This window comes from Cryobacterium arcticum (genome assembly GCF_001679725.1).
Taxonomy (GTDB): Bacteria; Actinomycetota; Actinomycetes; order Actinomycetales; family Microbacteriaceae; genus Cryobacterium; species Cryobacterium arcticum_A.
Genome location: NZ_CP016282.1, coordinates 824,014 through 838,589, shown reverse-complemented (window position 1 = coordinate 838,589; position 14,576 = coordinate 824,014). Strand labels below are relative to the sequence as shown.

Sequence of the window (14,576 nt, the reverse complement as noted above, 5' to 3'; positions counted from 1 at the left end):
ACTGCTGTCGCGCCGGTGGTCAGCCCTCGTGGCCGCTCAGCGTGAAGTTGAAGATCCCCGAATCGAAGCGATTGTAAGCCTCGTAGTCGAGCAACTGATAGAGCTCCGCGCGGGTCTGCATGGCCGGGAGCAGGCTGGTCAGCGACCCCTCGGCGACGATCGTGTCCAGGCCCTGTTCGGCCGCGCCCATGGCCAGCCGCAGCAGCGATACCGGGAAGATCACGAGGTTGATCCCGACGCTCTCGAGCTGGTCGACCCGGAACAGTTCGCTCTTGCCGAATTCGGTCATGTTCGCCAGGATCGGCACGTCCACCGCGGCCCGGATCGCCTCGAACTCGGCCAGGGTGCCCATGGCCTCGGGGAAGATCGCGTCGGCGCCGGCGTCCGCGAGGGCCTTCGCCCGGTCGATCGCGGCATCCAGCCCGTCGACGGCGCGGATGTCGGTGCGCGCCATGATGAGCAGGCTCGGGTCGCGCCGGGCATCCACGGCGGCGCGGATGCGCTTGAGGGCGGTGTCGGTGTCGACCACCTGCTTGCCGTCCAGGTGGCCGCAGCGCTTGGGGTTGACCTGGTCCTCGATGTGGAGGCCCGCCACTCCGGCGTCCTCGAGGGTCTGCACGGTGCGGGCCACGTTCATGGGCTCGCCGAAGCCGGTATCGGCGTCGACCAGGGTGGGCAGGTCGGTCATCCGGGAGATCTGCTGGCTGCGGCCGGCGACCTCGGTGAGGGTGGTCAGGCCGATATCGGGCAGGCCGAGGTCGGCCGCGAGCACGGCGCCGGAGATGTAGACCCCCTCGAAGCCCTTGGCCTGGATCAGCTTCGCAGAGAGCGGGTTGAACGCGCCGGGGAAGCGCAACAGGCTGCCACCGGCGAGGTCGGCGCGCAGCTGGGCACGCTTGGCGGCGGGGGTGAGTGCGGAGTAGAGCATCAGAAGATTCCGTTCAGGCTGGGCAGCGCGTCGAAGAGGCCGGGCCGGGCCACGAGGGTGAGCGAGCCGAGCTCGGAGCCGGAGAGCTCGGGGAGCCGCTGGGCGAGGTCGAGGAACCGCTCGATCTCCGGCGGCTCCAGGGCGTCGCCGGCGAGCAGCCGGAACTTGGCGACGTAGTCCTCCCGCACGAAGGGGCGGGCGCCGAGCGGATGCGCATCCGCCACGGCCAGCTCGTCGACCAGGCGGGTGCCGTCGGCCAGCAGGATCTCCACCCGCCCGCCGAACGCCTTCTCGGCCGGGTCGGCGGAGTGGTAGCGCCGGGTCCACTCGGCGTCTTCGCTCGTGGTCACGGTGTTCCACAGGGCCACGGTGTCGGCCCGCCGGGCCCGCTCGGGCAGGTAGGAGTCCACGTGGTGCCAGGTGCCGTCCTGCAGCGCGACGGTGAAGATGTACGGCACCGAGTGGTCCAGGGTCTCCCGGCTGGCCCGCGGGTCGTACTTCTGCGGGTCGTTGGCTCCGGAGCCGATGACGTTGTGGGTGTGGTGCGAGGTGTGGATGACGATCGACCGCACCGCGCCGGGCACCAGGATCTCGGGGTGCTCGCGGTGCAGCTTGCGGGCCAGGTCGATGAGCGCCTGGGCCTGGTATTCGGCCGAGTGCTCCTTGGTGAAGCTGTCCAGGATCGCGCGTTTGGGCTCGCCACCGGCCGGCAACGACACGTCGTAGGAGGCCTCGGGCCCGTCGAGCAGCCAGGCGATGACACCGTCCTCGCCCTCGTAGATCGGGGTGGGGCTGGTCTGGCCGCGCATGGCCCGGTCCACGGCCTCAACGGCCATCTTGCCGGCGAACGCGGGCGCGAATGCCTTCCAGCTGGAGATCTCGCCCTTGCGGGACTGCCGGGTGGCCGTGGTGGTGTGCAGGGCCTGGCCGATGGCCTGGAAGATCGTGTCGGGATCCAGGCCCAACAGGGTGCCGATACCGGCAGCGGCCGACGGGCCCAGGTGGGCGACGTGGTCGATCTTGTGCTTGTGCAGGCTGATCGAGCGGGCCAGGTCGATCTGCACCTCGTAGCCCGTGGCGATACCGCGCACCAGCTCGTGCCCGGTGAGGCCGCGGGCGGCGGCCAGGTGCTGGGCCACGGCCACGATCGGCGGGATGTTGTCGCCCGGGTGCGAGTACTCGGCGGCGAGGAAGGTGTCGTGGTAGTCGAGCTCCCGGACGGCCACACCGTTGGCCCAGGCGGCCCATTCCGGCGACACCCGGCGGCCGCTGGGCGGACCGAACACTGTAGCGCCGTCGCCGCCGCCTGAGCGCGGATGCGCCAGCGCCTGCGAGCGGGCCGCGGCGACCGGGTCGCGGGTGAGCGAGGCCGCCGCGACGGCGGCGTTGTCGATCACGCGGTTGATGATCATCTCGGTCACATCAACGTCGACGGGCACCGGGTCGGCCGCGCAGGCGGCGAGCTTCCAGGCCAGTTGTTCGGTGCGGGCGGGGCTGTCCTCGCTCGGGTGAACGCGCACTTCGGTGGACTGCACGGGTGGTCCTTTCGGTCGGGAGGTCAGGAAGCCTGGTCGGTGGAGCCGAGCACCGCGAGCACGCTCGCCAGGCTCAGGTGGAGGTGCACATGGGTGGCGTGCGCGGCGAGCGCCGCGTCGCCGTCGATGATCGCGTCGAGGATCAGCAGGTGTTCGGCCGCCGCCTGGCGCAGCCGCACCGGGTTGCCGCGGGCGACCCGGCGGATGCGCGCCAGGTGCGTGCGCACCGTGTCGAGGGCTCCCACCAGGAAGGCATTGTCGACGGCGGCATCGATGGCCGCGTCGAACTCGTCGATCAGGGCGTAGTACTCGTGGATGCCGGTCTCACCGTTGTCGAGCAGGGCGGGAGCGGCGAGGAATCGCTCGCGCAGCATCCCGAACGCCGAACGGTCGGCGCCGCGGGCGGCCAGGGTCGCCGCGCGCTCCTCGAGGGCCTCACGCAGCTCGTAGAGATCGTTGATCGACTCGACCGACATCGCGGTGACCGAGAAGCCCCGGCCGCTGCGGCCGGCGACGAGGCCGTCGGTGACCAGCCGGGCCACGGCGGAGCGCAAGGGGGTGCGGGAGACCCCGAGTCTGGCGGACTGTTCCACCTCCAGAAGCACCGTTCCGGCCGGGAGCACACCGTCGAGAATCTCGTCGCGCAGCACCCGGTAGGCCCGGTCGCTGGCCCGCTCCGGTGCGGACTTCACGGTTTCTGTATACACAAGCGCATTCTATTCCCCTATTGCCGCGATTGTGCAAGACTAACCGCACCTTGTGTATACATGAGAGCTTCAATGGAGAGGTTCACACCATGACCGACCACACCGTAAGCACTCGCACCACACCGCTCACCGACGCGCCCGACACCCCGCAGCCCACCCCGCCGGAGGCCGGCACCGGCACCAGCACCGGCGCGTACCGCGCGGCCTGGCGACGCAGCATCGAGCAGCGCGAGGAGTTCTGGCTGGACGCCGCCCGGCTCGTTGACTGGGTCGACCCGCCCAGCGCGGCGCTCACCGAACACTCCCCCACCGACTACCGCTGGTTCGCCGACGGCACCCTCAACACGAGCTACAACGCCCTCGACCGGCACGTGCTGGCCGGCCGCGGCGACCACACCGCGCTCATCTACGACTCCGCCATGACCGGCACCCGGGCCCGGATCAGCTACCGCGACCTGCTCGATCGGGTCGCCCGCTTCGCCGGCGTGCTCCGCGCGGCCGGCGTGGGCCGGGGCGACCGGGTGGTCGTCTACCTGCCGATGATCCCGGAGGCCGTGGTGGCCATGCTCGCCTGCGCCCGCATCGGGGCCGTGCACTCGGTGGTCTTCGGCGGTTTCGCCGCCAGCGAGCTCGCCGTGCGCATCGACGACGCCCGGCCCACCGTGCTCGTCACGGCCTCGGGCGGGCTCGAACCGGGCAAGGCCGTTGAGTATCTGCCGCTCGTGCGGAAGGCCCTCGACCTGAGCGCCGGGTCGGTGCACACCGTCATCGTGCAGAACCGGCACGCCATCCCGGGATCCGCCGCCGACTACGCGTCCGACACCGGTGACGACGCTGCCGTGCGCTGGCTGGACTGGGCCGAAGCCTCGGCCGCGGCCACCCCGGCCGATCCGGTCACCGTCGCCAGCGACGACCCGCTGTACATCCTCTACACCTCCGGCACGACGGGAAACCCGAAGGGCATCATCCGCGACAACGGCGGCCACGCCGTGGCGCTGACCTGGTCGATGCGTAACATCTACGACATCGGCCCCGACGACGTCTTCTGGGCGGCGTCCGACGTGGGCTGGGTGGTCGGGCACTCCTACATCGTCTACGCGCCCCTGCTGGCCGGCGCCACCACAGTCATCTACGAGGGCAAGCCCATCGGCACCCCGGATGCGGGCGCCTTCTGGCGGGTCGTGCAGGACTACCGGGTGAACGTGTTGTTCACCGCCCCCACCGCCATCCGCGCCATCCGCCGGGTCGACCCGGAGCTGGCCGAACTGGCCCGGTACGACGTGTCCAGCCTCACCGCGCTGTTCCTGGCCGGCGAGAGGCTCGACCCGGAGACCTTCCACTGGGCCAACGACGGCCTGCACTGCCCGGTCGTCGACCACTGGTGGCAGACCGAGACCGGCTGGGCCATCTGCGCCAACCCGCGCGGCATCGAAGAGCTGCCCACCAAGCCCGGGTCCACGGCCGTGCCGGTGCCCGGCTACGACATCGCCATCCTCGATTCGAAGGGTGCCCGCATCACCAAGCCGGGCAAGGACGGCAACATCGCCATCCGGCTGCCGCTGCCGCCTGGCTCGCTGCTGGGCATCTGGGGCGGCGACGACAGGTTCGCCAGCGCCTACCTCACCGCCTTCCCCGGGTTCTACGCCACCGGCGACTCCGGCCACATCGACGCCGACGGCTACCTCTACGTGATGGGCCGCACCGACGACGTGATCAACGTGGCCGGGCACCGGCTCTCCACCGGATCCCTCGAGGAGGTGCTCACCCGGCACCCGGCGATCGCGGAGTGCGCGGTGCTCGGCGTGCACGACCCGCTCAAGGGCCAGCGTGCCGCCGGTTTCGTCACCCTCAAGGCCGGCTGGGTGGTCGACCACGACCTGCTCCGCAACGAACTGGTCAACCTGGTGCGCGAGCACATCGGCCCGGTGGCGGCGTTCCGGGATGTGACCATCCTGGAGCGGTTGCCCAAGACCCGCTCGGGCAAGATCCTGCGCAAGACGATCCGCCAGATCGTCGACGGCGAGCCGTACAAGGTGCCGCCCACCATCGAGGACCCCACCACCCTCGACGCCCTGGTCCGGGCGGTGCGCCCCATCCCCGACTGACTGTCCCAACCTCAGCCATCCCATCTCACCGGAGCAAAGGAGCCCCCATGAAGGAATCACTGAAAGACACCCGGCCGGAAGGATCGATCGACTACGTCGAATTCGAGACCTCAGAACGCTTCGTCAACCTGCAAAGCAGGCGCAGGAGGTTCGTGGTGCCGTTGGCGGTGTTCTTCCTGGTCTGGTATTTCGCCTACGTTCTCGTGGCCGCCTACCTGCCCGATGTGATGGCGCAGCCGGTGTTCGGCAGCGTCAACCTGGGCCTGGTGCTCGGCCTCGGCCAGTTCGTCACCACGTTCGCCATCACCATCTGGTACGTCGCGTTCTCCAACCGGGTACTCGACCCGCTGGGCGCGGACCTGCGCGCCGAGCTCGAAGCGAAGGCCGCCGCATGAGCGCCCTGGGCATGAGCCTCGGCGCGGTCGCCTCGGCGGTCGAACCGGCGGAGAACAACCCGGTCCTGAACATCTCGATCTTCCTGGCCTTCGTCGCTGTCACCCTGGTGATCGTGATCCGGGCCGGCCGCAACAACCGCACCGCCGCGGACTACTACACCGGCGGGCGCTCCTTCACCGGCCCGCAGAACGGCTTCGCGATCGCCGGCGACTATCTCTCGGCGGCGTCGTTCCTCGGCATCGTCGGCGCCATCGCCGTCAACGGCTACGACGGGTTCCTCTACTCGATCGGCTTCCTGGTGGCCTGGCTCGTGGCCCTGCTGTTGGTGGCCGAGCTGATGCGCAACACCGGCAAGTTCACCATGGCGGATGTGCTCTCCTTCCGGCTGGCGCAACGGCCGGTGCGCGTCGCCGCCGCCACGACCACCCTGGCGGTGTGCTTCTTCTACCTGCTCGCCCAGATGGCCGGCGCCGGCGGCCTCGTGTCGCTGTTGCTGGGCATCAACGACAAGCTCGGCCAGTCCATCGTGGTCACCGTGGTCGGCGGCCTGATGATCCTCTACGTGCTCATCGGCGGCATGAAGGGCACCACCTGGGTGCAGATCGTCAAGGCCTTCCTGCTCATCATCGGCGCCGGCGCCATGACCGTGTGGGTCCTGGTGATCAACGGGTTCAACCTGTCCACCCTGCTCGATGCCGCCGTCGCGAACTCCGCGGCCACCCCGGCCGACGCCATCCTCGCGCCCGGCCTGCAGTACGGCGGCAACCCGCTGGACTTCATCTCGCTGGCGATCGCCCTGGTGCTCGGCACTGCGGGCCTGCCGCACGTGCTGATGCGCTTCTACACCGTGCCCAGCGCCAAGGAAGCCCGCCGCTCCGTGGTCTGGGCGATCTTCCTGATCGGGGCGTTCTACCTGTTCACCCTGGTGCTGGGCTTCGGCGCCGCGGCCCTCGTGGGCGCGGACACCATCCTCGCGTCCCCCGGCGGCGTGAACTCGGCCGCGCCGCTGCTGTCCCTGGCGCTCGGTGGTCCGCTGCTGCTCGGCCTGATCTCGGCGATCGCGTTCGCGACCATCCTGGCCGTCGTGGCGGGACTGACCATCACGGCGGCCACCTCGTTCGCGCACGACATCTACGCGAGCGTGATCAAGAAGGGCAAGGGCGACCCCGACGGCGAGGTCAAGATCGCCCGGCGCACCGTCGTGGTGATCGGCATCCTCGCGATCGCCGGCGGCATCGGCGTGCAGGGGCAGAACATCGCGTTCCTCGTGGCGCTGGCCTTCGCCGTCGCGGCGAGCGCCAACCTGCCCACCATCCTGTACTCGCTGTTCTGGCGCGGCTTCACCACCCGCGGCGCCCTGTGGAGCATGTACGGGGGCCTGGGCTCGGCGATGCTGCTCATCGTGTTCTCGCCGGTATTCTCCGGCACGCCCACCTCGATGTTCGGCGAGGGCGTGGACTTCGCGCTCTACCCGCTGAACAACCCGGGAATCATCTCGATCCCGCTGGGCTTCTTCCTCGGCTGGCTCGGCTCGGTCACGAGCACCAAGCGGGAAGACCCGAAGCTGGCCGCCGAGATGGCGGTGCGCTCCCTCACCGGGTTCGGCGCCGAGAAGGCCAGCGAGCACTAGCCGCCCTCGCCTCTCTCGCGGCCCGACTGTGGCCGAAACGGACGATTGCGCCCGGTACGCCGGGCGCAATCGTCCGTTCAGGACATAGGTGCCGCGGATGCTCGGCCGGGAGCAGGTGCAGGCGGGTCAGGCGCGCGGAGCCAGGGGGCCGCGGGCGACCAGGGTGGTGGACGCCTGGGCGACCGGTTTGACCACCACGAGGTCCAGGTTCACGTGCGCGGGCAGCTCGACAGCGGCCACGATGGTCGCGGCCACATCCTCCGCCACGAGCGGGTTCGCCACGTCGGTGTACGCCGCCTTGGCCTTCTCGGGGTCGCCGCCGAAACGCACGAGGCCGAACTCCTCGGTCTGCACCATGCCGGGGGCCACCTCGATCACCCGGATCGGCTCGCCGTTGAGCTCTAGGCGCAGCACCTCGGTCATGGCGTGCGCGGCGAACTTGGCGGCGTTGTAGCCGCCGCCGCCGATGTAGGCGGTGTGCCCGGCGGTGGAGGTGATGTTGACGATGTCCGCGGACACGTCGGTTGCGCCGCCCGAATCCGGTGCCGCGACCGAGGCGCGCAGCAGCGGCAACAGCGCGCTGGTGACCCGCTTCACGGCCAGCACGTTGATCTCGTACATCCACGCCCAGTCGTCGAGCGAGCCGTTCTCCACGGAGTCGAGACCCTTGGCACCGCCGGCGTTGTTGACCAGGGCGTTCACCGGCCCGGATGCGGCGAGGAAGTCCCGCAGCGCATCCACGTCGGCCTGCACCGTGAGGTCGGCGGTGAAGACCGCGGCCCCGGTCTCCGCGGCGAGCTCCGCCAGCCGGTCGGCGCGGCGGGCCACGCCCACCACATCCCAGCCGTGCTCCCGGAACAGGCGCACGGTGGCCGCTCCGATTCCGCTACTCGCACCGGTGACGACGACTCTTCTTTTGCCCATTGCCCTATTCTGCCCGGAGAATGGACCCGATGAGTTCGCCGACCAAGACCCCGCACGACGCCGGCCCGCACAAGCCGAAGCGCCGGGTTCCGCTCTGGGACAACGCCCGCTGGATCGCCATCACCCTGATGGTCATCGGGCACGCCATCCTCAAGCTCATCGGCGAGTCCGACACCGCCTACGGGGTCTACCTGTTCATCTACGCCTTCCACGTTCCGGTGTTCGTCGCCGTGAGCGGGTATTTCGCCAAGTCCGGGCCTCCCGGGCCCCGGCAGATGCACCGGCTCATCACCGACATCGTCTTCCCGTACCTGATCTTCCAGAGCATCTGGACCCTGATCAGCTGGGGCCTCAGCGGGACCCTCAAGGTCGACTACTCCAGCCCGTCCTGGACGCTCTGGTTCCTCATCGCGTTGGCCATCTGGCGGGTGCTGCTGCCCTACCTGGTATTGCTGCGGTACCCGCTGCTGATCGCCATCGCCATCTCGGTGGGCGCCGGGTACGTCGGCGACATCGACAGCACCTTCTCGCTGTCGCGCACGCTGGGCCTGCTGCCGTTCTTCGTGTTCGGCTGGAAGCTGCGCCAGTGGCCCCTCACCGCCCAGTGGATGCATCTGTCGCCGGCGGCGGTCTGGCGCTGGCGGAGCGGCGCGATCGCGCTGTTCGGCGTACTCGCGTTGCTCGTGACCGTCAACATCGTGGGCGTGCGGGACCTGCGCCTGCGCAGTTTCACGCTCTACGACGAGGCCTACTGGCAGTTCGGCTACGACCAGTTCTGGGCCGGCGTCATCCGGCTGGGCCTGATGCTGGCCTCGTTCGGGTTCATCCTGGCGTTCCTGATGCTGATGCCCCGCCGGGCCACCTGGTTCACCCCGCTGGGCGCGGCCACCATGTACATCTACCTGCTGCACACCTTCCTGCTCTACCCGCTGCGGGAGACCGGTGTGCTCGACGGCCCGCAGCCGGCCTGGGTGCTGCCCGCCGTGATCCTACTGGCGATCGGCATCTCCGTGCTGCTGTCGTTGCCCGTGGTCAAACGGATCTTCCGGCCCCTCGTTGAGCCCCGGCTGCGCTGGCTGTTCCGGCAGGAGCCGTCCACCCACACGGGCACCATCGTGCTGCCGCACGGGCCGGGAAAATAACCCACCCGGCAGATGACGTTGTGTGTCCGGACGCGTTGTCGCACGCGGCCGGGCTGCCTATGGTTGCTGCAGACGGAGCGAAAGCGCTCCGCACACCGCTGCCGGGCATGCCGGCCCACGCACGAACAGGGAGACCGACCATGAGCGATTCCGCAGACTGGAAGTTCGAAACCAAGCAGGTCCACTCCGGGGCCCGCCCTGACCCGGTGACCAACGCCAGGGCCACGCCGATCTACCAGACCACCTCCTACGTCTTCAACAGCGCAGAGCACGCCCAGAACCTGTTCGCGCTGGCCGAATTCGGCAACATCTACACCCGCATCCAGAACCCGACCCAGGCTGTCGTCGAAGAGCGCGTCGCCGCCCTCGAGGGCGGCACCGGCGCACTGCTGCTGGCGTCCGGTCAGTCGGCCTCGACCTTCGCGGTGCTCAACATCGCCCAGGCCGGCGACCACATCGTCTCGTCCAGCTCGATCTACGGCGGCACATACAACCTCTTCAAGTACACGCTTGCCAAGCTCGGCATCGAGACCACCTTCGTGGAAGACCAGGACGACGCGGCCGAGTGGGCGCGGGCCGTGCGGCCCAACACCAAGCTGTTCTTCGCCGAGACCATCGGCAACCCCAAGATCAACGTGCTCGACATCGCCCTCGTCGCCGAGGTCGCGCACACCAACGGGGTGCCGCTGATCGTGGACAACACCATCGCCACGCCGTACCTGATCCGCCCGTTCGAGCACGGCGCCGACATCATCGTGCACTCCGCCACCAAGTTCCTCGGCGGCCACGGCACCGTGATCGGCGGCGTCATCGTGGACGGTGGCCTGTTCGAATGGACGGCCAACGTCGAGAAGTTCCCGGGCCTGACCGAACCGGACCCGTCGTACCACGGCGCCAGTTACACCGCGGCGGTCGGCGACGGCCTCGCCTACATCATCAAGGCCCGCGTGCAGCTACTGCGTGACCTCGGCAGCGCCATCGCCCCGGCCAGCGCCTGGCAGCTCATCCAGGGCATCGAGACGCTGAGCCTCCGTATCGAGAGGCACGTCTCCAACACGCAGACGATCGCCGAGTTCCTGGAGAACCACCCGGACATCGCGTCGGTCAACTACGCGGGCCTGCCGTCGAGCCCCTGGTACGCCACCGCCAACACCTACGCCCCGCTGGGTGTGGGCGCCGTGCTGTCGTTCGAGCTCAAGGGCGGGGTGGATGCCGGCCGTGCTCTGGTCGACAACCTCACCCTGTTCAGCCACCTGGCGAACATCGGCGACGTGCGTTCGCTCGTCATCCACCCGGCGTCCACGACCCACGCCCAGCTCACCCCCGAGCAGCAGCTCACCGCGGGCGTCACGCCCGGCCTGGTGCGGCTGTCGGTGGGCATCGAGAACGTCGCCGACCTGCAGGCCGACCTCGAAGCCGGGCTCGCCGCCGCGCGCGCCGTGGTGCAGGCCTCTCGCGCGAACGCGTAACCGCGCTGCGCTGGTCGGGACCGCAGAGCCGGTCACCGGGTCTCGACAAACTCGACCAGCGCGGCCGCACGACCAGCGCTGCGCTGAATGACGTAACAATCGGCGGTCACGGCCGAAAGTTGGCCACAATGGAGCCGTATGGAATGGCAATACTCCGAGGACACCGTCCCGTCCAGCCTCGTGACCGAGGCACAGGTACGATCCGTCGCGGGTAAACCACCGGTCACCGGCGCCTGGCGCGACGGCGACCCCGTGGGCCACCGACGCTTCGTCGACATCGGCGGTCTGGATCTCGAGGCCGGCCAGCGCCTGCCGGCGGCCCGGATCGCCTACGAGAGCTGGGGCGAGCTCTCCCCCGCCCGCGACAATGCCGTGCTCGTGCTGCACGCCCTGACGGGAGACAGCCACCTGGTCGGCGCCTCCGGCTCCGGGCACCCCACCGCCGGCTGGTGGAGCGGAATCGTGGGTCCCGGCCTCGCCCTCGACACCGACCGCTGGTTCGTGGTGGCACCGAACATGCTCGGCGGCTGCCAGGGCAGCACCGGGCCCGCCTCTCTCGCACCCGACCGCTCCGAGTGGGGGCCGCGGTTCCCGTACCTCACCATCCGCGACCAGGTGGCGGCCCAGGTGGCCTTCAGCGACCGGCTCGGCATCGACAGGTGGGCCGCCATCGTGGGCGGCTCGATGGGTGGGATGCACGTGCTGGAATGGGGCATCGACCAGCCCGACCGGGTGGACCGCCTCGGTATCCTCGCGGCCCCGCCCGTCACCACGGCCGACCAGATCGCGCTCAACTCGGTGCAGATCGAGGCGATCCGCACCGACCCGTTGTTCCGCTCCGGCGAGTACTACGACGCCGACGCCGGCGACGGCCCGAGTCGCGGCCTCGCGCTGGCCCGGCGGATGGCCCTGCTCAATTACCGCAGCCCGTCCGAACTCAATCAGCGCTTCGAACGCAGCTGGCAGAGTGACATCACCCCGCTGGGATCGCACGGCCGGTTCGCCGTCGAGTCCTACCTCGACTTCCACGGCAACAAGTTCACCCGGCGGTTCGACGCCAACAGCTACATCACCCTCGTCGAGGCCATGAACTCCCACGATGTGGGCCGCGGCCGCGGTGGCATCGACGCCGCCCTGTCCCGCATCACGGCCCGCACCCTGATCGTCGGCATCGACAGCGACAGGCTGTTCCCCGTCGACGGGCAACGCGTGATCGCCGCCGGCCTCGGCGCCGGTCTCGGCCTGGGTCCCGAACCGGCCGGCGCGGGGACCGTGGTGATCGAGTCCGGCTACGGCCACGACGGCTTCCTCATCGAGGACGAGGCCATCGGCGCCCAACTGCGCCGGCTCCTGGCGGCGCCAGGCCCCGACCGGGAGGGTTGACACGCCCTGCATTCGGGAGAACTCTGGCTGAATTCGGTAGGTTCGCTGTGCGAAAGGATCCGCTGCCATGAAGCCCGGCCCCCTCGTCATGCTCCTGATCGGCACGATCCTCACACTCCTGGGTTTCGGGCTCACCGCCGCCGGCACCGTGGCGGCCATCGCCAGCGGGGCGCAGGGCGACAACGGCTACTTCTCCACCCGCTCCGCGTCGTTCGTCGCGAACTCGTATGCGCTCACCAGCCCCACCCTCGGCCCGGTCACCACCACGGGCACACCACCGCCGCTGAACCTCGACATCGCCCGCATCCGGCTGGAGGCCACCAGCAGCAACGGAGCTGACGTCTTCATCGGGATCGCGCCGCGCACCGAGGTGGACAGTTACCTGGCCAGCGTCGCGCACACCGAGGTGAGCGGCATCCAGTCCACCCCGTTCCGGGTGGACTACCGCCAGATCGCCGGGTCGGACCGGCCCGAACCTCCCGAGGAACAGTCCTGGTGGACGGTGTCTGCCGCGGGCCCGGGCACCCAGGAGATCACCTGGTCGGTGCAGCCGGGAGCCTGGGCGGTCGTGGTGATGAACGCGGATGCCAGCCGGCCCGTGGCCGTGGACCTGCGGGCTGGGGTACGGTCGGGGCTGCTCGCCCCGGCGGCGGCGGCGCTGCTGCTCACCGGTCTTGTGACCCTCCTCATCGGCCTGGCGCTCGTGATGCTCGGCGTGATCGGCCTCGGCCGCAACGGGCCGGCCCCGTCGAGCCGGCCCGACGTCCGGGGACCCCAGCCTCCGCTGGATCCCGACCGGCCGGGTGCCGACTATCCGGCGCGGTTGAACGGCTGGCTCCAACCCGGGCTCTCGCGGGCGCTCTGGCTGGTCAAATGGGTCCTCGTCATCCCGCACTACATCGTGCTGTTCTTCCTGTGGTTCGGCTTCTGGATCAGCACCATCGTGGCGGGCTTCGCCATCCTCTTCACCGGCCGGTATCCCCGGGCGATCTTCAACTACAACGTCGGGGTGCTGCGCTGGAACTGGCGGGTGACCTTCTACGCGTACTCCGCCCTCGGCACCGATCGGTACCCGCCGTTCACGCTCGCCGCGACCGACTACCCGGCCGACCTCGAGGTGGACTACCCGGATCGTCTCTCGCACGGACTGGTCCTCGTGAAGTCCTGGCTGCTGGCGATCCCGCACCTGATCATCGTGGCCATCATCACCGGTGGCACCTGGGCGTGGACGACGAGCTGGAACAACTGGGCCACCGGCGGCGGCGCCGGATTCTCCCTCCTCACCGTCCTGGTGCTCATCGCCGCCGTGGTCCTGCTCTTCAGCGGCCGGTATCGCCGCGGCATCTTCGACCTGATCCTGGGGCTGAACCGGTGGCTCTACCGGGTGATCGTGTACGCCGCCCTGATGCGTGACGAGTACCCGCCCTTCCGGCTCGATCAGGGTCCCATCGACCCCGGGTCCCTCGCTCCGGCCGGTCAGCCGGTCCCCGCACCCGCCACACCCGCCACATCTGCCGCGCCCGCGCCCGCCCCCGCAGCCGCACCGCCGGCACCCGGTCCCACCCTCGCTCCCGATGACGGTCGATAGAAGCGCCCCAGCGCCCCAGCCCCGCGCCCGCCCCGACCTCCTCGACCGGTTCCTGCGGTACTGGGTGCTGTGGGTCACCCTCGGCGAGACCGTGGGCTTCCTGGCTCCGGCTCTCGCCCAGCTGGCCTTCGCCGGGTCACCCATCGCCAGCGCCGCGCTCATCCTCGCCGGAGCGATCGAGGGTGCCGTGCTCGGCTGGACCCAGGCCACGGTCCTCCGGGTCGTGCTGCCGGAGCTGAACCGGTCCCGATGGGTCGGCGCCACGGCCATCGGCGCGGCCGCGGCCTGGTTCGTCGGGCTGCTGCCCGCCGAGTGGGCCGACGTCTGGCAGCGTTGGCCCGCTGCCGCCCAGCTGATCGTCGCGGCACTGCTCGCCACGTTCCTGTTGTGCAGTCTGGGGTTCGCCCAGTGGTTCGAACTGCGCCGGCAGCTGCCCCGCGCCGGCTGGTGGATCGCGGGGAGCGCGGCGGCCTGGTGCGCGGGTCTTGCGGTCTTCTTCGCGGTGGCGACACCGCTCTGGCAGCCCGGGCAGTCCGCCGCGCTGGTCCTCGCCATCGGGCTGCTCGCCGCCGTGCTGATGGCCCTGACCGTGGCCGTGGTCAGCGGAGTGGTGCTCCGGGCACTTCTCCGCCGCGCCCGGGCGGGAGCCGGGCACCACCCTGACCGCAGTACCGGAAACGAAAGTCCTAGTCAACCGGCGTAAAACCGACCCCGGGCCCGATAGGGTGCTGTGTAGAGCACTCACGAGGAGCACTGCATTTATGCCACG

Annotated in this window: 12 protein-coding genes; 8 read left to right on the top strand and 4 right to left on the bottom strand. The window is 69.9% G+C overall.

Going from position 1 to position 14,576, the window contains the following annotated elements; translation table 11 throughout:
* Window positions 1-19: 19 nt before the first annotated feature.
* Genes prpB through PA27867_RS03650 form a run of 3 tightly spaced genes read right to left on the bottom strand, consistent with a single transcriptional unit; the run spans window position 20 to window position 3,170 of the window.
* Window positions 20-928: a methylisocitrate lyase gene (gene prpB, locus PA27867_RS03660; RefSeq protein WP_066593367.1), complete on the bottom strand. Its 909-nt coding sequence runs from the start codon at window positions 926-928 to the stop codon at window positions 20-22.
* Window positions 928-2,463 carry an MmgE/PrpD family protein gene (locus PA27867_RS03655; RefSeq protein ID WP_066593364.1) on the bottom strand — a complete coding sequence of 512 codons (1,536 nt, stop codon included), beginning with the start codon at window positions 2,461-2,463 and terminating at the stop codon, window positions 928-930. Before PA27867_RS03655 ends, prpB begins: the two co-directional genes overlap by 1 nt.
* Before the next feature lie 23 nt (window positions 2,464-2,486).
* A complete protein-coding gene (locus PA27867_RS03650; RefSeq protein WP_236900825.1) occupies window positions 2,487-3,170 on the bottom strand; it encodes a GntR family transcriptional regulator in 684 nt (227 codons plus the stop codon).
* A gap of 89 nt (window positions 3,171-3,259) precedes the next feature.
* Here PA27867_RS03650 and PA27867_RS03645 point away from each other — a divergent pair, with 89 nt between their 5' ends.
* The 3 genes from PA27867_RS03645 to PA27867_RS03635 are packed head-to-tail and all read left to right on the top strand — an operon-like array spanning window position 3,260 to window position 7,301.
* Entirely contained in the window at window positions 3,260-5,275 is a 2,016-nt protein-coding gene (locus PA27867_RS03645; protein WP_084020646.1) for an AMP-binding protein, read from the top strand.
* Between the two features lie 47 nt (window positions 5,276-5,322).
* The gene (locus PA27867_RS03640; protein WP_066593360.1) at window positions 5,323-5,670 is read left to right on the top strand and encodes a DUF485 domain-containing protein; all 348 of its coding nucleotides are present in this window, start codon (window positions 5,323-5,325) and stop codon (window positions 5,668-5,670) included.
* Window positions 5,667-7,301, top strand: coding sequence for a cation acetate symporter (locus PA27867_RS03635; protein WP_066593340.1), 1,635 nt, complete (start codon window positions 5,667-5,669; stop codon window positions 7,299-7,301). The genes PA27867_RS03640 and PA27867_RS03635 overlap by 4 nt, the downstream gene beginning before the upstream one ends.
* Window positions 7,302-7,427: 126 nt before the next feature.
* On the opposite strand, the gene PA27867_RS03630 is transcribed toward PA27867_RS03635, so the two are convergent.
* Complete coding sequence (locus PA27867_RS03630) at window positions 7,428-8,225, bottom strand: SDR family NAD(P)-dependent oxidoreductase (RefSeq protein WP_066593338.1); 798 nt, start codon at window positions 8,223-8,225, stop codon at window positions 7,428-7,430.
* A 29-nt stretch (window positions 8,226-8,254) separates the two neighbouring features.
* On the opposite strand from PA27867_RS03630, the gene PA27867_RS03625 reads away from it, so the two are divergent.
* The 5 genes from PA27867_RS03625 to PA27867_RS03605 all read left to right on the top strand — a co-directional run bounded on the left by PA27867_RS03625 (window position 8,255) and on the right by PA27867_RS03605 (window position 14,510).
* Window positions 8,255-9,367, top strand: a complete 1,113-nt coding sequence (locus tag PA27867_RS03625; RefSeq protein ID WP_066593329.1) for an acyltransferase family protein — start codon at window positions 8,255-8,257, stop codon at window positions 9,365-9,367.
* A gap of 140 nt (window positions 9,368-9,507) precedes the next feature.
* Window positions 9,508-10,836, top strand: a complete 1,329-nt coding sequence (locus tag PA27867_RS03620) for a bifunctional o-acetylhomoserine/o-acetylserine sulfhydrylase (RefSeq protein WP_066593328.1) — start codon at window positions 9,508-9,510, stop codon at window positions 10,834-10,836.
* Window positions 10,837-10,974: 138 nt separating this feature from the next.
* Window positions 10,975-12,219: a homoserine O-acetyltransferase MetX gene (gene metX, locus PA27867_RS03615; RefSeq protein ID WP_066593327.1), complete on the top strand. Its 1,245-nt coding sequence runs from the start codon at window positions 10,975-10,977 to the stop codon at window positions 12,217-12,219.
* Between the two features lie 67 nt (window positions 12,220-12,286).
* The gene (locus PA27867_RS03610; RefSeq protein ID WP_066593307.1) at window positions 12,287-13,807 is read left to right on the top strand and encodes a DUF4389 domain-containing protein; all 1,521 of its coding nucleotides are present in this window, start codon (window positions 12,287-12,289) and stop codon (window positions 13,805-13,807) included.
* Window positions 13,794-14,510, top strand: a complete 717-nt coding sequence (locus tag PA27867_RS03605) for a hypothetical protein (RefSeq protein WP_208857296.1) — start codon at window positions 13,794-13,796, stop codon at window positions 14,508-14,510. The genes PA27867_RS03610 and PA27867_RS03605 overlap by 14 nt, the downstream gene beginning before the upstream one ends.
* The last annotated feature ends 66 nt before the right edge of the window (window positions 14,511-14,576 follow it).

Coding starts and splice junctions, on each gene's coding strand:
- prpB (WP_066593367.1), bottom strand. CDS start 928: ATGCTCTACTCCGCACTCACCCCCGCCGCCAAGCGTGCCCAGCTGCGC.
- PA27867_RS03645 (WP_084020646.1), top strand. CDS start 3,260: ATGACCGACCACACCGTAAGCACTCGCACCACACCGCTCACCGACGCG.
- PA27867_RS03640 (WP_066593360.1), top strand. CDS start 5,323: ATGAAGGAATCACTGAAAGACACCCGGCCGGAAGGATCGATCGACTAC.
- PA27867_RS03635 (WP_066593340.1), top strand. CDS start 5,667: ATGAGCGCCCTGGGCATGAGCCTCGGCGCGGTCGCCTCGGCGGTCGAA.
- PA27867_RS03630 (WP_066593338.1), bottom strand. CDS start 8,225: ATGGGCAAAAGAAGAGTCGTCGTCACCGGTGCGAGTAGCGGAATCGGA.
- PA27867_RS03625 (WP_066593329.1), top strand. CDS start 8,255: ATGAGTTCGCCGACCAAGACCCCGCACGACGCCGGCCCGCACAAGCCG.
- PA27867_RS03620 (WP_066593328.1), top strand. CDS start 9,508: ATGAGCGATTCCGCAGACTGGAAGTTCGAAACCAAGCAGGTCCACTCC.
- metX (WP_066593327.1), top strand. CDS start 10,975: ATGGAATGGCAATACTCCGAGGACACCGTCCCGTCCAGCCTCGTGACC.
- PA27867_RS03610 (WP_066593307.1), top strand. CDS start 12,287: ATGAAGCCCGGCCCCCTCGTCATGCTCCTGATCGGCACGATCCTCACA.
- PA27867_RS03605 (WP_208857296.1), top strand. CDS start 13,794: ATGACGGTCGATAGAAGCGCCCCAGCGCCCCAGCCCCGCGCCCGCCCC.